This window comes from Alcaligenes sp. Marseille-Q7550 (assembly GCF_965112015.1).
In genome coordinates this window covers 1-18,888 of record NZ_CBCOPU010000004.1, presented here as the reverse complement: position 1 = coordinate 18,888, position 18,888 = coordinate 1, and the positions used below count along the sequence as shown (strand labels likewise).

The window sequence follows — 18,888 nt, the reverse complement described above, 5'->3', positions numbered from 1 at the left end:
AGGTCCGGCGTGCGGCTGAATTGTTTGCGCAGGCCGCGCAGTTCGATGACGGGCGTCGTGCTCATGATGCCTCGTTGATCAAGGGGTGGAAGCAGCGGTAGTCCTGCCGCCCGTGGCGGCGGATCTCGGGTGCGGACTGGCCGCAGCGCTCGCTGGCGCGGGGGCAGCGGGGGCGGAAAGTACAGCCTGCCTCCCGCCCGGTCAGGGTGGGGGCCATGCCGTCGATCTGCTGCAGGCGCTGTCCGGGAGCGGTGGCTCCGGGCATGGAGTTCAGCAGGCCGCGGGTATAGGGGTGGACCGGCCGGGCCAGCACCTCGGCGACCGGGCCGTGCTCGACGATGCGGCCGGCATACATCACGGCCACCTGGTCGGCCAGTTCGGCGATCACCCCCAGGTCGTGGGTGATCCAGATCATGGCCGTCTGGTGCTCGCGGCACAGGGTCTGCATCTGGTAGAGGATCTGGGCCTGGATGGTCACGTCCAGCGCGGTGGTCGGCTCGTCGGCAATGATCAGGTCGGGCTGGTTCATCATGGCGATGGCGATGGCCACGCGCTGGCGCATGCCGCCGGAGAACTCGTGCGGATACTGGTCCAGGCGGCTTTCGGGCGCCGGGATGCCGACCTGGGCGAGCGCTTCCACGCAGCGCTGGCGGGCCTGGCGACGCGGGGTGCGCGGATGATGGGTCAGGATGGCCTCCATCATCTGCTCGCCCACCTTCAGCGCCGGGTTCAGCGTCATCAGCGGATCCTGGAAGATCATGGCGATGCGGTCGCCGCGCAGCGCGCGCATGCCTTCTTCGTCCAGGGCGCGCAGGTCGCGTCCCTGGAACAGGACGCGGCCGGCAATGACCTCGCCGGGCGGGTCGATCAGGCCCAGCAGGGAAAAGCCCGTCACGGACTTGCCCGAACCGGATTCGCCCACCAGGCCCAGGATTTCGCCGCGGCGCACGGTCAGCTCGACGCCGTCCACGGCCAGCCAGGCGCCGTCTTCGGTATGGAAGGCCGTCTGCAGGCCTTCGACATGGAGTAGGGGGTATCAGGAGTCATTTAGCGTCGCGGGTCCAGGCTCTCGCGCAGGCGATCGCCCACGATGTTGATGGACAGGATGAGCAGCAGCAGGGCCACGCCCGGGAAGATGCTGATCCAGTAGTCGCCCGAAAGCAGGTATTCGAAGCCGCTGGAGATCAGCAGGCCCAGGGAGGGTTCGGTCACGGGCACGCCTACGCCCAGGAAGGACAGCGTGGCCTCCAGCGTGATGGCCGTGGCGATCTGTATGGTCGCAAAGACCATGATGGGGCCCAGGCAGTTGGGCATCAGGTGGCGCAGCATGATGCGCCAGGCGGGAAAGCCCAGGTTCTGGGCCGCCTCGATGTATTCCTTGCGGCGTTCCTGCAGGGCGCGGCCGCGCATGATGCGGGCGTAGTGGGCCCATTGCACCACCACCAGGGCGATGATCACCTTGTCGATGCCCCGCCCCAGCATGGCCAGCAGCACCAGCGCCACCAGAATGGTCGGAAAGCCCAGGATGAAGTCCACGCAGCGCATGACCACGGTGTCCACCCAGCCGCCGCGAAAGGCCGCCAGCAGGCCCAGCAGCGAGCCGATCAGCGTGGACAGGACCACGGCGCCCAGTCCGACCAGCAGGCTGATGCGCAGCCCGTAGAGGATGGCGCTGAGCATGTCGCGCCCTTGGGCGTCGGTGCCCAGCCAGTAGACCTGGCCGTCCATATTGGTCGAGCCCGGCGGCAGGCGGCCGTCCAGGATGTCCAGCGAGAGCAGGTCATAAGGATTCTGCGGGGCGAACAGCGGCGCGGCCAGCACGATGGCGATCAGGATGGCCAGGGTCCACAGGCAGCGGCGCGCGCTGGGACGGGCGTGCAGGCGCCGCAGGATGCGGCGGCGCTGGGGCGTCTGCTGCAGGGGGGCTACCCGGGCGGGCGGGGTCTGGATGTGATTGGGGTTTTTCATATCAGGCGCTGGGCTCCATCAGTTGGACGCGCGGGTCCAGCACGGCATACAGGATGTCCACGATCAGGTTGATCAGCACGAACAGCAGCGTGACCAGCATCACATAGGCCACGATGACGGGGCGGTCCAGCTGATAGACGCTGTCGATCAGCAGCTTGCCCATGCCGGGCCAGGAAAAGACGGTCTCGGTGATGGTCGAATAGGCGATCAGCGAGCCGAATTCCATGCCGATCACGGTGACCACCGGGATCAGGATGTTGCGCAGGATGTGGCGGCGCACGATGCGGCCCGGACGCAGGCCCTTGGCGCGCGCAAAGCGCACGTAGTCCTGGCTCTGGGCTTCCGATACGCCCGAGGCCGTCATGCGCAGGATCAGCGCGATGTTGGCCACCGCCAGGTTCACGGCGGGCAGGGCCAGGTGGCGCCAGCCTTCGGCGCTGAACAGGCTGAAGGGCACGCCCAGCACGTCCACCGTGGGACCCCGGCCGGAGGCCGGCAGCCAGCCCAGCCACACGGCAAAGAGCAGGATGAACACCATGCCCTGCCAGAAGTTGGGCAGGGAAAAACCCAGCACGGAGCCGCCCATGATGCCCCGGCCCAGCCACCGGTCGCGGTACAGGCCGGCGACCAGGCCCAGCGGGATGCCCAGCAGGCAGGTCAGGGCGATGGCGACGGTCACCAGCTCCAGCGTGGCCGGAAAGCGCTGCAGGATCAGCTCCACGGCGGACACCCCGTGCACGAAGGAGGTGCCCAGGTCGCCCTGCAGGGCCCGGGAGAGGAAATGGAAATACTGCTGCCACAGCGGCAGGTCCAGGCCGAGGCGGGCGATCAGCGCGTCGCGCTCGGCCCGTCCCACGTCAGGACTGACCAGCAATTCGATGGGGTCGCCCACCGCGTACACCGCGGCGAACACCACGACGGACACGGCCAGCAGCACCAGCACGCTTTGCAGCAGGCGGCGGACAATGAAAATGGCCAATGCGTTACTCCTTACTCATCAGTCCTGCAAGGCCTTACCGGGCAGGGCGCGCGGCCGTGGCCATGGTGCGCTGGTCGGCGCGGCCTTCATACTGGATGTCGCCGCGATAGGCCCATACGCCGCTCTCGAAGTGCAGCGGGATGCTGGGCATCTCGTCCAGGGCGATCTTGACGGCCTGCTGCAGCAGGGCGCTGCGCTTGTCGTCGTCCAGCGTGCGTACCGCCTCCAGGTAGACTTTGTCCAGCTCGGGATTGGAGTAGCGGCCGTAGTTGCTGCTGCCCACGCCCAGCTCGGGGTTGCGGGTGGTGATCCAGTACTGCAGGAAGTTGCTGGCCTCGCCCGTCTCCGAGCCCCAGCCGCCCAGGGACGCGCTCATCTCCAGCTTGGCGCGCTTGGGGAAGTACACCGAGCGGGTCATGGTGTCGACCTGGGTCTTGATGCCCACGCGGCTCAGGTACTGGGCCACGGCCTGGGTCAGCTGGGCGTCGTTGATGTAGCGGTCGTTGGTGTCCGACATCGTCAGCTCGAAGCCGTCCGGGTAGCCGGCCTCGGCCAGCAGCTCCTTGGCTTTCTTGGGGTTGTACTCCAGCGGGGGCGCGCCTTCGATGGAGCCGAACATGCCCGGCGGGATGAACTGGTTGGCCGGCTCGGCCACGCCGTCCATGATGCGCTCGACGATGGCCTTGCGGTCGATGGCCAGCGACATGGCCTGGCGCACCTTGGCGTTCTGCAGCGGATTGTCGCCCTTGGGGGATTTGACCAGCGGGCTTTGCTCGCGGCCGGCGTCCAGTTGGAAGAACATGACGCGCACGGAGGGCTTGACGGTGTAGGCGAAGCCGCTGTCCTTGATGCGCTTGAGATCGCGCGCGGCCGGGTTCTCGATCAGGTCGAAGTCGCCGGCCAGCAGGCCGGTCAGGCGCGGACCGGCGGCGGGCACGGCTGTCATGCGCACCTGCTCCCAGGCGGGCGCCTCGCCCCAGTACTGGGGATTGCGCTCCAGCACGATGCCCGAGCCCTTCACATAAGATTTGAGCAGGTAGGGGCCGGTGCCCACCACCAGGTCGCCTTTGTTGAAATCGGCGACGGTGGGCCAGGGGCTGGTGACGCCGCAGCCTTCCTTGGGCGCGTAGCGCAGTTGCTCGTGCTTGGCGATGCCGCTCCAGATCATGGGCGCGCGGGCCAGCTCGTTGGGCAGCACGGGATAGGGCGCGGCGGTCTTCAGGCGCACGGTGTGGGCGTCGGGCGTCTCGATGGCCACGATGCGGCGGGCCACATTGGTCAGGCCCCCGCCGATGGCGGTCTCGTTGTTCAGGATGCGGCAGAAGCTGAACACCACATCCTGGGCGGTGAAGGGTTCGCCATTGGAGAAGCGCGCGCGCTCGTCCAGCTTGAAGGTCCAGGTCGTGTCGTCCGTGGCTTCCCAGGACTTGGCCAGCGCAGGCGTGAGCTTCATGTCCGGGCTCATGGCCACCAGGGGCTGGAAGATGTGATAGATCAACGCCTCATTGGGCGTGGTCTGGTGGTAGTGCGGGTCCACGGCGGTGGGTTCGGAAGCCAGGCCGATCTTCAGGGTCTGGGCGGAAGCGGCGCCCGCGAACAGACAGGCCAGGCCGGCGGCCAGGGTGGTGAGCAATGGCTTTTTCATGGGCAGCGAGTCCCCTATGTAATAGGTGTTATCGAAAACGAGGGCTTATTCTAGGAGGCGTCATGTTTCTATACAATTAGAATATTTAGAGAATGATTTGCCTGAATTAGAAAGCTTTGTGCGGGAAAACCCTAGACTTCCCTAGGATGCAAACCCGGCGCGGAATCTGATTTTTAGGGAGAATTGGCGTGCAGAGCCTGGCTTTTAAATACTTTTACGAAGTGGCCCAGACCGGCAGCCTGAGCGCGGCCTCCGAGTCCCTGCACGTGGCGATCTCGGCCATCAGCCGGCAGATCTCCGCCCTGGAGCAGCGCCTGGGCACGCCGCTGTTCGAGCGCAGCGCGCGCGGCATGCGCCTGACCGAGGCCGGACAGTTGCTGCTGCGCCATGTGCGCCGCTCCTTGCTGGAAACCGAAGCCGCCTTCGAGCAGATCGCCGCCTTGCGCGGCGCCGAGCGCAGCCCCATACGCATCGCTTGCACGCAGGGCCTGGCCAACGAGTTGGTGCCGGGCGCCATCGCCGCTTTCGGGCGCAAGCATCCCCGTTGCCGCTTCCGCATCTGGGTGGACAGCGCGCGCGGCGCCACCGAGCGCGTGGCGGCCGGCGAGGCCGACATGGCGGTCACGTTCAGCACCACGCCCGCCGACCACGTGCAGGTGCGCTATGCGCACAGCGCCGCCGCCCTGGCCGTCATGTCCCAGACTCATCCGCTGGCCGAGCGCCGGCGCCTGTCGCTCAAGGATCTGGTGGACTATCCCCTGGCGCTGACCGACGAGAACACGTCCACCTACCGCCTGTTCCAGCTGGCGTCCAATATGGCGGGCCTGAACCTGCAGCCGCGGGTTTTCAGCAATTACGCCGAGGCCTTGCATGCCTATGTGCGCGACAGCCAGGCGGTGCTGTTCGCCAGCTATGTATCGATCTCCGAGCGCCTGCGGCCCAACCGCCTGGTGGCCATTCCGCTGCGCAATACGGAAATGCATGCGCGCACCATACAGGTTCAGGTGATGTCGGGGCGCATTTTGCCGGATATGATGGAGCAGTTTATTGAGTTCATGATTCGTCGCGTGCACGAAGTCAGCGAGGCGGCGCCGCGGTAATAGTCTGGCTTATTAAGCGTAGGCGCTGAATATTTTTATTTGCTCCTCTTCGTCGGCCAAGGCCTTTTTCTGCTGGATCCGTTCTATGTTCCATGCAATTTAGACTATTGTGCACGGCCTGGCATGTTTCAGGGTTGAAGTGTTCAAGGGTATATCCCTAGGCCATGGCCGATTTACTCGCAAAATCGCTATGTGTACACTTCAAATCACTAAAACAAGGCAGGTAGTCGAAACCTTTTTTCGCTTCACGAGCCCACGGAGAAGACAATGAAGAAGATGGTTGCAGGTGCACAACTGGCCGGCGTGCTGGTGTTCAACACCCTGGCCGGCGCCGCCGTCGCAGACGGCGTGATCAAGATCGGCGAACTCAACAGCTACAAGACGCAGCCCGCCTTCCTCGGGCCGTACAAGAACGGCATGGAACTGGCGGTCGAGCAGATCAACCAGGCCGGCGGCATCAACGGCAAGCAGCTGCAGCTGATCATCAAGGACGACAATTCCAATCCGGGCGACGCCGTGCGCGCGGCCGAAGAGCTGATCTCCCGCGACAAGGTGGACGTGCTGACCGGCACCTTCCTGTCCAATATCGGCCTGGCCATCACGGATTTCGCCAAGCACAAGAAAGTCTTCTTCCTGGCCAGCGAGCCGCTGACGGACAAGATCGTGTGGGCGGACGGCAACCGCTATACCTTCCGCCTGCGCAATTCCACCTATATGCAGGTGGCCATGCTGGTGCCCGAGGCCGTCAAGCTGAACAAGAAGCGCTGGGCCATCGTCTACCCCAACTACGAATACGGCCAGTCCGCCGTGGCCACCTTCAAGACGCTGATGAAGCAAGCGCAGCCGGATGTCGAGTTCGTGGCCGAGCAGGCCACGCCGCTGGGCAAGGTGGACGCCGGGGCGGTGGTGCAGGCGCTGTCCGAAGCCAAGCCCGATGCGATCTTCAACGTGCTGTTCGCCTCCGACCTGGCGCGCCTGGTGCGGGCCGGCAGCCAGCGCAACTTCTTCAACAAGGACATGCCCGTGGTCAGCATGCTGACCGGCGAACCCGAGTATCTGGATCCGCTGGGCGAAGAGACGCCCGAGGGCTGGATCGTGACCGGCTACCCCTGGTATGCCATCGATACGCCCGAGCACCAGAAGTTCCTGCAGGCCTATCAGGAAAAGTACAAGGACTATCCGCGCCTGGGCACCATCATCGGCTACAGCGCCATCCTGTCGCTGGCCGCCGGCATCGAGAAGGCCGGCTCCACGGACACGGAAGCCATGATCAAGGCCTTCCGCGGCCTGGAGCTGATGACGCCGTTCGGCCCCATCACCTACCGCACCCAGGACCAGCAATCGACGCAAGGCGCCTATGTGGGCGTGCTGGCCAAGAAGGACGGCAAGGGCATCATGACCAACATCCGCTACGCCGACGGCAAGGACGTGCAGCCCACGGATGAACAGGTGCGCCAATGGCGCCCCGAAGCCGCCAATCAATAATGCAAGGGGGCCTCTGAACCAGTCCCCGCGTCGCGCGCCTTTGCGGGTCCGGATGATCCGCGGTGTTGTGAATCCTTGCGATGGCAAGGGCTGTCGCGGCGGTTTGCGCCTTGCACCTCATTCCGAAGCGCAAGTGCCGCTTTCCGACCTGGTTCATAGGCTCCTGGCGGCTCAGGCTTTTCTGTAGACCGGCGCGCCGGGGGGCGCGCCACTTCTTCTCACGCGAGGCAATATGGCCTTATCGGCTCTGTGGGTGCAGTTCCTGAACGGACTGGCCGAGGCATCGTCATTGTTCTTGGTGGCGGCCGGCCTGTCCCTGATCTTCGGGGTGACGCGCATCGTCAATTTCGCGCATGGCTCCTTGTACATGCTGGGCATCTACATCGCCTACTCCGCCGTGCAGTTCCTGGGCGGATCGGCGCTGGGGTTCTGGGGCGGCCTGATCGCGGCGGCCCTGCTGGTGGGCGCGCTGGGCGCGCTGCTGGAGATCGTGCTGTTGCGGCGCATCTACAAGGCGCCCGAGCTGTTCCAGCTGCTGGCCACCTTTGCGCTGGTGCTGGTCATCAACGACGCCGCGCTGGCGATCTGGGGGCCGGAGGACCTGCTGGGCCCCCTGGCGCCCGGCCTGAACGGCTCGGTATCCATCGCCGGACGCTTCTTCCCCGTATACGACCTGGCCCTGATCGCGATCGGGCCGGTGGTGCTGGGCTTGTTGTGGCTGCTGCTGACGCGCACCCGCTGGGGGGTGCTGGTGCGCGCCGCCACGCATGATCGCGAGATGCTGGGCGCGCTGGGCGTGAACCAGGCCTGGCTGTTCACCGGCGTGTTCGCGCTGGGCGCGTTTCTGGCGGGCCTGGGCGGGGCGGTGCAGTTGCCGCGCCAGCCGGCCAACCTGCTGCTGGACCTGAGCGTGATCGGCGACGCCTTCGTGATCGTGGTGGTCGGCGGCATGGGCTCGATTCCTGGCGCCTACGTGGCCGCGCTGATCGTGGCCGAGCTCAAGGCGCTGTGCATCGCCCTGGGCACCGTGACGCTGTTCGGCGTCGATTTCGCCTTCCCCAAGCTGACGCTGGTGGTGGAGTTCATCTTCATGGCCGTGGTGCTGGTGTTCCGGCCCTGGGGCCTGTTCGGGCGGCCCCAGGCGGTGAGCCGCAATTCCGCGCCCATCGAGGCTCCGCTGCGGCCCAGCGGCCTGGCGTTCCGGGTCCTGGTCGCGGCGGTGCTGGTCGTCATGGCCGCGCTGCCCATGCTGACGCAATGGTTCCCCTATGCGCCCGTGCTGGCCCTGGACATCCTGGTCGTGTCGCTGTTTGCCATCAGCCTGCATTTCATGATGGGGCCGGGCGGCATGAACTCCTTCGGCCACGCCGCCTATTTCGGCCTGGGCGCCTATGCGGCCGCCTTGCTGCTCAAGGCGGCCGCCCTGTCCATGGGCTGGTCCATCGCCCTGGCGCCTCTGGTGGCCGGCGTGGGCGCGCTGGTGTTCGGCTGGTTCTGCGTGCGCCTGTCGGGCGTCTACCTGGCCATGCTGACCCTGGCCTTCGCGCAGATCATCTGGTCCATCGTCTACCAGTGGGACAGCTTCACGGGCGGCTCCAACGGCGTGGTGGGCATCTGGCCCTCCGAATGGCTGTCGGGCGACCGCTACTATTACTTCGCCTTGGCGCTGGTGGCGCTGGCCGCGCTGTTCCTGCGCCGGGTGCTGTTCTCGCCCTTCGGCTACGCCATGCGCGCCAGCCGGGATTCGGCCTTGCGCGCCGAAGCCATCGGCATCCCCGTCAAGCGCGTGCAATGGCTGACCTTCATCCTGGCCGGCACTTTTGCGGGTCTGGCGGGCGCGCTGTTCGTCTTTGCCAAGGGCAGCGTCTCGCACGAGGTCATTGCGGTGAACAAATCGGTGGACGGTCTGGTGATGGTGCTGCTGGGCGGCCTGCAGACCCTGGTCGGTCCGGTGGTGGGCGCGGTGGTGTTCACGCTGCTGCAGGATTTCTTCCTGGGCATCACTCAGTACTGGCGAGCCTTGTTCGGCGGAGTGATCCTGCTGCTGGTGCTGGCCTTCCCGCAAGGCATTGCCGGTTTCTTCAAGCAATTGGCGGACCGCCGCGCGCGGCCCGCCGCCCAGGAGGCGCAGCCATGAGCCTGTTGCAAGTACGTGATCTGAAAAAGGCCTTCGGCGGCAACGTGGCGGTGGACGGCATCCAGTTCGACCTGCATGCAGGCGAGTTCCTGGCGCTGATCGGGCCCAACGGGGCCGGCAAGACGACCACCTTCAATATGGTGGGCGGCCAGCTCGCGCCCACGGCCGGCTCGGTACGGCTGGAAGGCCAGGAACTGGTGGGTCTGGCGCCGCGCCGCATCGCCGCGCTGGGCGTGGGGCGCACCTTCCAGATCGCCGCCACCTTCGCCTCCCTGACCGTGGTGGAGAATGTGCAGATGGCCTTGCTGGCGCACCAGAAGAAGGTGTTTTCCTTCTGGCGTCCGGCGGCCCGATTCCAGCGCGAGCGCGCGCTGGAGCTGCTGGCCCAGGTGGGCATGCAGGCCCAGGCCGACCGACCCTGCAGCGAATTGGCCTACGGCGACGTCAAGCGGGTGGAGCTGGCCATTGCGCTGGCCAACGATCCGCGCCTGCTGCTGATGGACGAACCCACCGCCGGCATGGCGCCGCGCGAGCGCAACGAGCTGATGCGCCTGACCAAGAAGCTGGTGATCGAGCGCAATATGGGCGTGTTGTTCACCGAACACAGCATGGACGTGGTGTTCGAGCATTCCGACCGCATGATCGTGCTGGCGCGCGGCCGGCTGGTGGCCGAAGGCGATGCGGACCATATCCGCAACCATCCCAAGGTGCAGGAGGTCTACTTCGGCACCGGCAAGACCTTCGAGAAAAAGGAAACGGCATGAACACGAGCCAAAGCGCAAATCCCGCCTCGCTGCCGGCGCAGGCCGGCCGGAACGATGCGGCGCAGCCATTGCTGTCGGTCCAGGACCTCAATGCCTGGTACGGTGCGGCGCACATCCTGTTCGACCTGTCCCTGCAGGTGCGGCGCGGCGAGGTGGTCGCCCTCATGGGGCGCAACGGCGCCGGCAAGTCCACGACCCTCAAGTCCATCATGGGCCTGATGGCCCGCTGCACGGGCGACGTTCACTTCATGGGACAGGCCATCCATGGACGCCAGCCCTTCGAGATCGCCAGGGCGGGGCTGGGCTTCGTGCCCGAAGACAGGCGGGTCTTCGCGGACCTGACCGTGACGGAGAATCTGGAAGTGGGGCGCCAGCCCGCGCGCCGCTGGCCCGACGGTTCGGCTGCGCCGCGCTGGCGTCCCGAGCGGCTCTACGAACTGTTCCCCAACCTGGGACGCATGCAGGACAGGCCCGGCGGGCAGATGAGCGGGGGCGAGCAGCAGATGCTGACCGTGGCCCGCACCCTGATGGGCAATCCCTACCTGGTGTTGCTGGACGAGCCGTCCGAAGGCGTGGCGCCGGTGATCGTCGAACAGATGGCGCAGATGATTCTGGAGCTCAAGCAGCAGGGCGTCAGCATCCTGCTGTCCGAGCAGAACCTGCATTTCGCCGAACTGGTCTCGGACCGGGCCTATGTGCTGGAAAAGGGGCAGATAAGGTACAGTGGCGCCATGCAGGAACTGGCCGCCAATGATGAAATCCGGCGCACCTACCTGACCGTTTGATGCGGGCCGTCTCTTGACCGGCCTGCCTTGCCCCAGGAGAAACGCATGCAAGAGACGACCCCCAATCCCCAGGCCGTGATCGATTTCTGGGTCCAGGCCGGACCGCAGAGCTGGTTCCGGAAATCCGATCAGTTCGACCAGCAGTTCCGCGAGCGCTTCCTGGACTGGCACGAACGCGCCGCCAGGGGCGAGTTCGACGATTGGGCCGCCAGCGCGTCGGGATCCTATGCCTTGCTGATCCTGCTGGACCAGTTTCCGCGCAACGCTTTTCGCAACACCCCGCGCATGTACGCCACGGACGCCAAGGCGCTGGACCTGGCCAAGGCCATGGTGGCCCAGGGGCTGGACAAGCAGATCCCCGTCGAGCGGCGCGTCTTCTGCTATCTGCCTTATTCACATTCGGAGAGCCTGGCCGACCAGCAGGAAGCCGTGCGCCTGAACCAGGAGATCGGCCGGCCCTGGCTGGACCATGCCGAGGAGCACCTGGACGTGGTCCAGCGTTTCGGCCGTTTTCCGCATCGCAACACCATCCTGGGCCGCCAGACCACGGAGCAGGAAATGCAGTTCCTGCAGACTGGGGGCTTTGCCGGCTGATCTCCTTTTCCGGGGTCCCTGCGTCAAAACGAAGTTCTTTTTTGGGAGAACCCAGATGGCGAGCAAGAACACGATATGCCTGTGGTACGACGGCGCCGCCCTGGAGGCCGCGACCTTCTACGCCCAGACCTTTCCGGACAGCTCGGTGGGAGCGGTGCACCGGGCGCCCGGCGACTACCCGGCCGGCAGGCAGGGCGATATCCTCACGGTGGAGTTCACCGTCATGGGCATTGCCTGCCTGGGCCTGAACGGCGGCCCGGCCTTCAAGCACAACGAGGCGTTTTCCTTCCAGGTATCGACCGAGGACCAGGCCGAGACCGACCGTCTGTGGAACGCCATCGTGGACAACGGCGGGCAGGAAAGCGCCTGCGGCTGGTGCAAGGACAAATGGGGCGTGTCATGGCAGATCACGCCGCGCATCCTGACCGAGGCCATCGCCGATCCGGATCCGGCAGCGGCCCGGCGCGCCTTCGAGGCCATGATGGACATGCGCAAGATCGATATTGCCGCCATCGAAGCAGCCCGGCGCGGCTGAGCCCGCGAATGCCGGCGTCTCCGCGGGGACGCCGGCATCCTGGCGGAAAGAACAGCCTGAACCGCCTCTGATCGAGCCGGCCAGGGCCGTCAGAGATGCCCTTTCTGTTCGCGTATCGCGGCGATCTTTTCCTTCAGGCCGCTCCAGGCCGGCTTGTCGGGCGCGAAGCGCGCCCGCATGTAGACCAGCAGCTCTTCCATCTGCTGGTCGTTCATGCTGTCCTTGAAGCCCGGCATGGACCCCAGCGAAGGCTGGGCGGGCCGCGTGATGCCGTGCATCAGCACCTGGATGGCGTTGTCGGGGTGGTCGCTGTGCAGATTGGTGTTCAGGGCGAGCGAAGGCCGCGCGCCGAACAGCACCGGGCCGCCGCGCGGATCGTGGCAGACGGCGCAGGCGCCGTTGAACAGCTTCTCGCCGGGCATCAGCATCACGGCCTGATTGGCGCGGCTGGCCTCTTCCAGGCGGGCGGCCTGGGCGGCATGCTCCCTTTCCTGCTGCGCGTCGACCGGATTCAGGCTGGCCAGATAGTGAGCCATGGCGCGCACGTCCGATTCGGGCAGTTGCGCCAGGCCGGCCACGACCGGGCCCATGGGTCCGGCGGCCACGCCGTGGCGCGGCGAATAGCCGGTGCGCAGGTACTGGAACAGTTCCTGTTCGGTCCATGGGATGGGAGACCGGGACAGGCCGTTCAGGGCGGGCGCTTCCCAGTTGTCGGCAAAGCCCCCGCCAGGAAATTGGCTGCGCCGCCTTTCTCGGCGCCCAGGGCGTTGCGGGGCGTGTGACAGGCGGCGCAATGCCCGCTGCTGTTGACCAGGTAGGCGCCCCGATTCCAAAGAGTGCTCTGGCTTTCGTCCGGCACATAGGCTTGCTTGTCGCGATGGAACAGCAGGTTCCAGCCGGCCACCAGCGGGCGCATGTTCATGGGGAAGGGCAGTTCGGTCTTCTTGTTCGGGGCGTGCACCGGTTCCTGCGTCATCAGATAGGCATAGAGGGACTGCAGATCCTCGTCGCTGATCTTGGCAAACGCCGTGTAGGGAAAGGCGGGATACAGGTGGCGCCCGTCCTGGTGTATGCCTTCGCGCATGGCCCGCTCGAAGGCCTTGTAGCTCCAGGAGCCTATGCCTGTTTCCTTGTCCGGGGTGATGTTGGTGGTGTAGATGGTGCCGAAAGGCGTCTCCAGGCCCAGGCCGCCGGCGTTGGGCTGGCCGCCTTCGGCGGTGTGGCAGACCATGCAGTCGCCGGCAATGGCGACCAGCCGGCCCCGTTCGATCGCCTGGTCGGAAAATATGGACGTGTCCACGTGCGCGACCGGAGCGATGGCGGGCCGCCAGGGCATGGCGCTGACCACCGCGCCGGCGGCCACGGCCAGCAGTCCGCTCAGCCATGGCTTGCGCCGCCGGGGCGCGCCCTGCGGGCCTTTGCAATCCAGGGCCAGGGCGTCCATGGCGAAGGGAGCGCTGTTCAGGCGCACGCCGGTGGCGTTGAATACGGCGTTGGCGATGGCGGCCGCGGCGGGCAGCTCCACCCCTTGGCTCCAGGCCATGGGCCGCTCCAGCGCCTGCTCGCGTTTGACCAGCTGCACGCTGGGCCGGGACGGCTCGGGCGCGCGCCGCTGCTCGCCGGTTTCCGCGCGCGCGGCTGGCGCCAGCAGTTGCTGGGCCCAGCGGCTCAGGCGGTCCGCCAGGGCGGGCGGCGCTTCGGCCTGGACGCCGGGTTCGGCCAGGGCGCTGCTGTCGTGGCCTATGGTCAGCCTGTCGATGCTGAGCCGGCCGCTGTGGGTGTCCACGCTCACGTCCACGGCCCAGGCCGACCATTGTTCGCGCGTCGTCTCGCCCGGCTGGCGTTCCACGACGTGGCTGTAGGCCAGGCCGCGGCCCTTGCGGATCACACCGTCCTGGCGGGCCGGCGCGCCGGACCAGTCGGATTGGCGGGCCACGCTCTCCAGCAGTTCCCGTCCCTGCCGGCTGGTCACGCGGTCCAGGCGCGCCTGCAGCGGGTCCAGACCGCGTTCGTGACAGTATTGGTCGAATTGCGATTCCTGGGCAAAGATGGTGGCGTGCGCCACGCTGTCCGGATCGCCGACGGCCGCCTGCCCGTCGTGCGCCGCCAGCGGTTGGGAGAAGTAATCGCTGACGGCCTGGGGGCCGGCGGCGGGCAGCGAGCCCTGGCCGCACAACACGGCGGCCAGCGAGGGACGCGTGCTGTCCAGGGTGTTCAGGCGCCAGTGCGCAGCCTGCAGTTGCTCCGCCAGTTCCGCGTGGGAGCGTCCGTCGTCATGGACGGCCAGGCGTATGGCCGGTTCCCCATGCGCGGCGCGCACTTGCACCGCTTGCGCGCGGCCAAACGCCATGACGGCCGCGTCCATGGCGCAGTCATAGGCCTCAGCCGCATCATGGCCGGGATCGAGCACGATGACGCGTTCGGCCGGCAGGCCGCTCAGGGCTTGCAGCTCTGTCATCAAGGCGGCGGGACGGCGGGTGCGGGCCCAGACGCGCAAGGTGTCGCCGTCGTGCCAGGCCACGGCCCAGGCGGGTCCCAGTCCAAGGGCGCCACGCTGCCATTCATAGACGTGGGCCGGCCCGTTCGCCTGGCCGGCGCCGGCATTCGCTTCCAGGCTTGGGCCGGCCTGGCCGACGGGCGTGGCCCAGCGGGCGTCCAGCAAGGAGCAGGCCTGTTGCGCCTGTTCCTGCTGCGCGGCCAGCACGCCGACGAAGTTGCCTTTGCGCACGCAGGCCACCACCCCGGGCACCTGCAGCGCGGCCTGCGCATCCAGCGTCTGCAGTTGCGCGCCTTGATAGGCGCCGTCCGCATAGTGCCAATAAGGCGGGCGCAGCACCACGCCGTGCAGACAGGGCGTGGAGGCGGGCAGGCCGGGCAGTTCCGGACGCGGGGCGGCTTGGGCGAGATGACTCATCGCATGGCCTTTGCCGCGCGCATGGCGGCCTGCATGATTTCCACGTGCGTGCCGCAACGGCACAGGTTGTAGCGCAGCTCGTCCCGGATCTGTTCTTCGGTCGCCTGCGGATTGCGGTTCAGCAAGGCCTGCACGGTCATGATCATGCCATTGAGGCAATAGCCGCACTGGGCCGCCTGACAGTCGATGAAGGCCTGCTGGACGGGATTGGGGCGGCCGTTCAGGGCCAGCCCTTCCAGCGTCGTGATCTGGCGGTGCTCCACGATGCTGACGGGCACGACGCAGGAGCGCGCCGCCACGCCGTCCACCAGCACCGTACAGGCGCCGCATTCGCCCAGGCCGCAGCCGAACTTGGGACCGTTCAGTTCCAGATCGTTGCGCAGTACATAGAGCAGCGGGGTATCGGGTTCCACGTCAATGACGTGCGTCTGTTGATTGACCCGCAGCGAATGCGGGCGGGAGCGAGAGGCCATGGAAGCTTCACCTTTAATTCGTCGCTGGCGCCCGGGTTGCGTGAACCCTGGCCTGGAAACGGAGGTTCGGTTTTATTTGCACGTTCAACTATAAGAGCTGGCCGGCCGCAGGGGAACGGCTTTGCGCCGGCGACAGCCCCCCGGCTGCCGAGTCCTGGCCATGTGCCGGATCCGAACCTGACGCAGCTCTTCCGTTGCATCGGAGTTGATACACTTAAATTAAGTGTATACACTTTAAATTATTGAGTAAATAGATCAGGTGCGACAATTTACCGCATTTGGCGACAAGCAGGCCGACAGACCCTTGAGTTCGCTGTATCTAGCAAAATTAATAGGGTTTACACTGATTATTGAGTGCTTGATTTTCTATTTATAGTGATGGTTGAAAACGGCGTGTTTGCCGTGTTTTTCATTTTTTATAGGGTGTGTACGCTGATGATCGGGGCTGTGGTGGAAGTGTGGGCGCGGATGGCGCCCGTTCATGCCGACCCCGTGCAGCGGCCGGCCATTGCCGGTCGTGCAGCGAACCAGGGAGAGTCCGATGTCCTATGACGCGCCGCGACGCCAGCAGCAAGAGCTTTTGCAGGCTGAAGGAACCTTGCTCATCCTTCGCGCGCCCGCGCGTCCGCCCCGCCCGTCGCCGGGCCAGCCGGGCGTGGTTTCCGACTACCTGCAGGCGCATGATGATGTGTTCGTCGCCGTTTCCGAGCAGGGCTGGGTGCGCGCGTTCAGCGGACACGTGGACCTGGGCACCGAGCCTGCGCCGCCGCCTTGCGCAAGGGCGCGGCGTGGATCTGGATGGAGGCGCTGGCAATGGTGGGTCCCTGGTTGGGAACCGCGTCCGTATGACCCAGCACCATCTGCACGCGCTCCATCGGCACGTCCAGCTCGTCGGCCACGATCTGGCTCAAGGCCGTCTGGATGCCGCCGAGCTGCGCGTGCAGGACGGCCTGATCACGGCGCTGGATGGCCGCAGCCTTTCCTATTGGGATGCGCTGCGGGGCCGCAAGCTGCATGCCCAGCTGGACAACGATACCGTCACCAAGCCGGTCGGCGAGCTGCGCATCGTCGGCACGCCCCAGCCCCGCGTGGACATTCCCGGCAAGGCGCTGGGACAGTGGGTCTACGTGCACGACGTGCGCGTTCCGGGCATGTTGCACGGCCGCGTGGTGCGCCCGCCTTATGTGGGGCGGGACAGCGGCGACTTTGTCGGTTGCAGCCTGGAGTCCGTGGACGAGGAGTCCATTCGTCATATCGCGCCGGACTTGCGCGTTGTGGTGGAGGGCGATTTCATCGGCGTGGTCGCGCGCCGCGAAGAGCATGCCATGCGCGCCGCCAAGGAACTGAAGGTGCGCTGGAAGCCCATTCCCGCCCTGGCGGACATGGGCGACGTGGAACAGGCCATACGCCGCCAGCCCATGACCGAGCGTGTGCTCTGCGACACGCGGGCGGACCATCCCGTCCTGCCGCCGGAGGGCAGGCGCCTGAAGCGCACCTATGTGTGGCCTTATCAGTTGCACGCCTCCATAGGCCCGTCCTGCGCGGTGGCGCACTATCAGCCCGGCCATAGCCGGGTCTGGTCCGGCAGCCAGAATCCGCACATGCTGCGCGTGCACCTGAGCCAGTTGCTGGATGAGGACGAAGGCTGCATCGAGATCATCCGCCATGAGGCGGCGGGCTGCTACGGCCGCAATTGCGCCGATGATGTCTGCGCCGACGCTCTGCTCTTGTCTCGGGCGGTGGGCGCGCCGGTGCGCGTGCAGTTGAGCCGCGAGCAGGAGCATGGCTGGGAGCCCAAGGGCACGGCCCAGCTGATGGACGTGGAAGGTTCCATCGATACCGAGGGCCGCCTGCGTCATTATGATTTCGCCACCCATTATCCTTCCAACGATGCGCCCAACCTGGCCCTGCTGCTGACGGGCCGGGAAAGCGCCGCGCCGCGCCAGCTGGAGATGGGCGACCGCACGGCGGTGCCGCCTTACAGCTATCCCAGCCTGCACGTGGTCTGTAACGACATGCCCGCCATCGTGCGCGCCTCCTGGCTGCGCGGGGTATCGGCCATGCCCAATTCATTTGCGCACGATTGCTTCCTGGACGAGCTGGCCTTCGAGGCCAAGGCCGACCCGCTGGAGTATCGCCTGCGCTACCTGGACCGGGACCAGCGGGCGCAGGAGCTGCTGCAGGCCGTGGCGGATCGCGGCCAGTGGCGGCCCGGCCGCATGGGTACGCGGGGCGTGCCGGATGAGCAGGGGTGGCTGCATGGCCGCGGCCTGTCCTATGCCCGCTACATCCATAGCAAGTTCCCGGGTTTCGGCGCCGCCTGGTCGGCATGGCTGGTGGACTTGAGCGTGCATGCGGACAGCGGCCTCATTCGCGTGGACCAGATCTATGTCGGTCAGGATACCGGGCAGATGGTCAACCCGGCGGGGGTGCGCCATCAGATACACGGCAATGTCATCCAGTCCCTGAGCCGTACGCTGTACGAACAAGTCTCTTTTGATGGCCGCGGCGTGGTCAGCGCCGAATGGGGAGCCTATCCCATCATCGATTTTCCGCGCATCCCCCCCATCGAGGTCATCCTGATGGATCGGCAGTCCGAGGCGCCCATGGGCTCGGGCGAATCCGCCTCCGTGCCTTGCGCCTCCGCCATTGCCAATGCTCTTTTCGACGCCACCGGCCGGCGCTTCCGGCGGGTGCCTTTCACTCCGGACGTGGTCCGGGCCGCGCTGGCCGCTGCGAACCAGGCAGCCACGGCGTGAGCGTGTTTCAACCCAAGGACAGTTTAATGAGTACATATCTTTATGGTGGCCATGTGCAGGCGAACGGCATCCGCCAGCACTACCTGCGTTACGGCGGTTCGACCGGCGAGCGCGCCGGCCGCGATGCGGTCATCATCATCCCCGGCATCACCAGCCCTGCGGTGACCTGGGGTTTTGTCGGCGAGCAGTTCGGCCGGCATTTCGACACCTACGTGCTGGACGTGCGCGGCCGCGGCCTGAGCGAGGCGGCCGAGGGCATGGACTACAGCCTGGACGCCCAGGCGGCCGACGTCATTGAATTCGCCAAGGCCCTGGGCCTGAAGCGCTACGCCATCGTAGGCCACTCCATGGGCGGCCGTATCGGGGCCCGTGCCGCCCGCTCCCATCCTGAAGGTCTGACCCGCCTGGTCATGGTGGATCCGCCCGTATCCGGTCCGGGCCGCCGCGCCTATCCATCCAAGCTGCCCTGGTACGTGGATTCCATGGCCATGGCCCGCAAGGGATGCACGGCCGAGGACATGCGCGCCTTCTGCCCGACCTGGACCGAGGAGCAGCTGCAGTTGCGCGCCCAGTGGCTGCACACCTGCCACGAGCCGGCCATCCTGGCCAGCTTCGAGGGCTTCCACACCGATGATGTGCACGCGGATTTCCCCCAGATCCAGGTGCCGGTGATGCTGATGGTGGCCGAACGCGGCGACGTGATCCGCGCCGAGGACATTGCGGAAATCCAGAGCCTGATCCCAGGCGTGA

At 66.3% G+C, this 18,888-nt stretch carries 18 protein-coding genes; 10 read left to right on the top strand and 8 right to left on the bottom strand.

Going from position 1 to position 18,888, the window contains the following annotated elements:
• Window positions 1–61 precede the first annotated feature (61 nt).
• The 4 genes from ACWPWO_RS18405 to ACWPWO_RS18390 form a co-directional block, all read right to left on the bottom strand.
• Entirely contained in the window at window positions 62–976 is a 915-nt protein-coding gene (locus tag ACWPWO_RS18405; RefSeq protein WP_454007860.1) for an ABC transporter ATP-binding protein, read from the bottom strand.
• Between the two features lie 71 nt (window positions 977–1,047).
• Complete coding sequence (locus ACWPWO_RS18400; protein ID WP_454007835.1) at window positions 1,048–1,968, bottom strand: ABC transporter permease; 921 nt, start codon at window positions 1,966–1,968, stop codon at window positions 1,048–1,050.
• A 1-nt stretch (window position 1,969) separates the two neighbouring features.
• Window positions 1,970–2,947: an ABC transporter permease gene (locus ACWPWO_RS18395; protein WP_454007834.1), complete on the bottom strand. Its 978-nt coding sequence runs from the start codon at window positions 2,945–2,947 to the stop codon at window positions 1,970–1,972.
• 34 nt (window positions 2,948–2,981) lie between these two features.
• Window positions 2,982–4,592 carry an ABC transporter substrate-binding protein gene (locus ACWPWO_RS18390; protein WP_454007833.1) on the bottom strand — a complete coding sequence of 537 codons (1,611 nt, stop codon included), beginning with the start codon at window positions 4,590–4,592 and terminating at the stop codon, window positions 2,982–2,984.
• 188 nt (window positions 4,593–4,780) lie between these two features.
• Between ACWPWO_RS18390 and ACWPWO_RS18385 the strand changes: the two genes are divergently transcribed.
• The 7 genes from ACWPWO_RS18385 (at window position 4,781) to ACWPWO_RS18355 (ending at window position 11,992) form a co-directional block, all read left to right on the top strand.
• Complete coding sequence (locus ACWPWO_RS18385) at window positions 4,781–5,692, top strand: LysR family transcriptional regulator (RefSeq protein ID WP_454007832.1); 912 nt, start codon at window positions 4,781–4,783, stop codon at window positions 5,690–5,692.
• 267 nt (window positions 5,693–5,959) lie between these two features.
• Entirely contained in the window at window positions 5,960–7,177 is a 1,218-nt protein-coding gene (locus ACWPWO_RS18380) for an ABC transporter substrate-binding protein (protein ID WP_394061561.1), read from the top strand.
• Window positions 7,178–7,409: 232 nt separating this feature from the next.
• Window positions 7,410–9,314: an ABC transporter permease gene (locus ACWPWO_RS18375; RefSeq protein ID WP_454007831.1), complete on the top strand. Its 1,905-nt coding sequence runs from the start codon at window positions 7,410–7,412 to the stop codon at window positions 9,312–9,314.
• A complete protein-coding gene (locus ACWPWO_RS18370) occupies window positions 9,311–10,078 on the top strand; it encodes an ABC transporter ATP-binding protein (protein ID WP_394061557.1) in 768 nt (255 codons plus the stop codon). The genes ACWPWO_RS18375 and ACWPWO_RS18370 overlap by 4 nt, the downstream gene beginning before the upstream one ends.
• Window positions 10,075–10,863, top strand: coding sequence for an ABC transporter ATP-binding protein (locus tag ACWPWO_RS18365; protein WP_454007830.1), 789 nt, complete (start codon window positions 10,075–10,077; stop codon window positions 10,861–10,863). The genes ACWPWO_RS18370 and ACWPWO_RS18365 overlap by 4 nt, the downstream gene beginning before the upstream one ends.
• Window positions 10,864–10,908: 45 nt before the next feature.
• The gene (locus ACWPWO_RS18360) at window positions 10,909–11,457 is read left to right on the top strand and encodes a DUF924 family protein (RefSeq protein WP_454007829.1); all 549 of its coding nucleotides are present in this window, start codon (window positions 10,909–10,911) and stop codon (window positions 11,455–11,457) included.
• A gap of 55 nt (window positions 11,458–11,512) precedes the next feature.
• Entirely contained in the window at window positions 11,513–11,992 is a 480-nt protein-coding gene (locus ACWPWO_RS18355; protein ID WP_394061551.1) for a VOC family protein, read from the top strand.
• 89 nt (window positions 11,993–12,081) lie between these two features.
• Here ACWPWO_RS18355 and ACWPWO_RS18350 read toward each other — a convergent pair whose 3' ends face one another.
• Genes ACWPWO_RS18350 through ACWPWO_RS18340 form a run of 3 tightly spaced genes read right to left on the bottom strand, consistent with a single transcriptional unit; the run spans window position 12,082 to window position 15,379 of the window.
• A complete protein-coding gene (locus ACWPWO_RS18350) occupies window positions 12,082–12,786 on the bottom strand; it encodes a c-type cytochrome (RefSeq protein ID WP_454007828.1) in 705 nt (234 codons plus the stop codon).
• Window positions 12,681–14,906: a c-type cytochrome gene (locus ACWPWO_RS18345; RefSeq protein ID WP_454007827.1), complete on the bottom strand. Its 2,226-nt coding sequence runs from the start codon at window positions 14,904–14,906 to the stop codon at window positions 12,681–12,683. Before ACWPWO_RS18345 ends, ACWPWO_RS18350 begins: the two co-directional genes overlap by 106 nt.
• Window positions 14,903–15,379: a (2Fe-2S)-binding protein gene (locus tag ACWPWO_RS18340; protein WP_454007826.1), complete on the bottom strand. Its 477-nt coding sequence runs from the start codon at window positions 15,377–15,379 to the stop codon at window positions 14,903–14,905. Before ACWPWO_RS18340 ends, ACWPWO_RS18345 begins: the two co-directional genes overlap by 4 nt.
• A 354-nt stretch (window positions 15,380–15,733) precedes the next feature.
• Here ACWPWO_RS18340 and ACWPWO_RS18335 point away from each other — a divergent pair, with 354 nt between their 5' ends.
• Entirely contained in the window at window positions 15,734–15,931 is a 198-nt protein-coding gene (locus ACWPWO_RS18335) for a hypothetical protein (RefSeq protein WP_454007825.1), read from the top strand.
• A gap of 176 nt (window positions 15,932–16,107) precedes the next feature.
• Here ACWPWO_RS18335 and ACWPWO_RS18330 read toward each other — a convergent pair whose 3' ends face one another.
• Complete coding sequence (locus tag ACWPWO_RS18330) at window positions 16,108–16,254, bottom strand: hypothetical protein (RefSeq protein ID WP_454007824.1); 147 nt, start codon at window positions 16,252–16,254, stop codon at window positions 16,108–16,110.
• Between ACWPWO_RS18330 and ACWPWO_RS18325 the strand changes: the two genes are divergently transcribed.
• A complete protein-coding gene (locus ACWPWO_RS18325) occupies window positions 16,225–18,138 on the top strand; it encodes a xanthine dehydrogenase family protein molybdopterin-binding subunit (protein WP_454007823.1) in 1,914 nt (637 codons plus the stop codon). The genes ACWPWO_RS18330 and ACWPWO_RS18325 overlap by 30 nt on opposite strands.
• A gap of 26 nt (window positions 18,139–18,164) precedes the next feature.
• A partial coding sequence (locus tag ACWPWO_RS18320; RefSeq protein ID WP_454007822.1) for an alpha/beta fold hydrolase occupies window positions 18,165–18,888 on the top strand: 724 nt, incomplete at its 3' end.

Coding starts and splice junctions, on each gene's coding strand:
- ACWPWO_RS18330 (WP_454007824.1), bottom strand. CDS start 16,254: ATGGAGCGCGTGCAGATGGTGCTGGGTCATACGGACGCGGTTCCCAAC.
- ACWPWO_RS18375 (WP_454007831.1), top strand. CDS start 7,410: ATGGCCTTATCGGCTCTGTGGGTGCAGTTCCTGAACGGACTGGCCGAG.
- ACWPWO_RS18340 (WP_454007826.1), bottom strand. CDS start 15,379: ATGGCCTCTCGCTCCCGCCCGCATTCGCTGCGGGTCAATCAACAGACG.
- ACWPWO_RS18355 (WP_394061551.1), top strand. CDS start 11,513: ATGGCGAGCAAGAACACGATATGCCTGTGGTACGACGGCGCCGCCCTG.
- ACWPWO_RS18370 (WP_394061557.1), top strand. CDS start 9,311: ATGAGCCTGTTGCAAGTACGTGATCTGAAAAAGGCCTTCGGCGGCAAC.
- ACWPWO_RS18325 (WP_454007823.1), top strand. CDS start 16,225: ATGACCCAGCACCATCTGCACGCGCTCCATCGGCACGTCCAGCTCGTC.
- ACWPWO_RS18345 (WP_454007827.1), bottom strand. CDS start 14,906: ATGAGTCATCTCGCCCAAGCCGCCCCGCGTCCGGAACTGCCCGGCCTG.
- ACWPWO_RS18360 (WP_454007829.1), top strand. CDS start 10,909: ATGCAAGAGACGACCCCCAATCCCCAGGCCGTGATCGATTTCTGGGTC.
- ACWPWO_RS18365 (WP_454007830.1), top strand. CDS start 10,075: ATGAACACGAGCCAAAGCGCAAATCCCGCCTCGCTGCCGGCGCAGGCC.
- ACWPWO_RS18380 (WP_394061561.1), top strand. CDS start 5,960: ATGAAGAAGATGGTTGCAGGTGCACAACTGGCCGGCGTGCTGGTGTTC.
- ACWPWO_RS18400 (WP_454007835.1), bottom strand. CDS start 1,968: ATGAAAAACCCCAATCACATCCAGACCCCGCCCGCCCGGGTAGCCCCC.
- ACWPWO_RS18390 (WP_454007833.1), bottom strand. CDS start 4,592: ATGAAAAAGCCATTGCTCACCACCCTGGCCGCCGGCCTGGCCTGTCTG.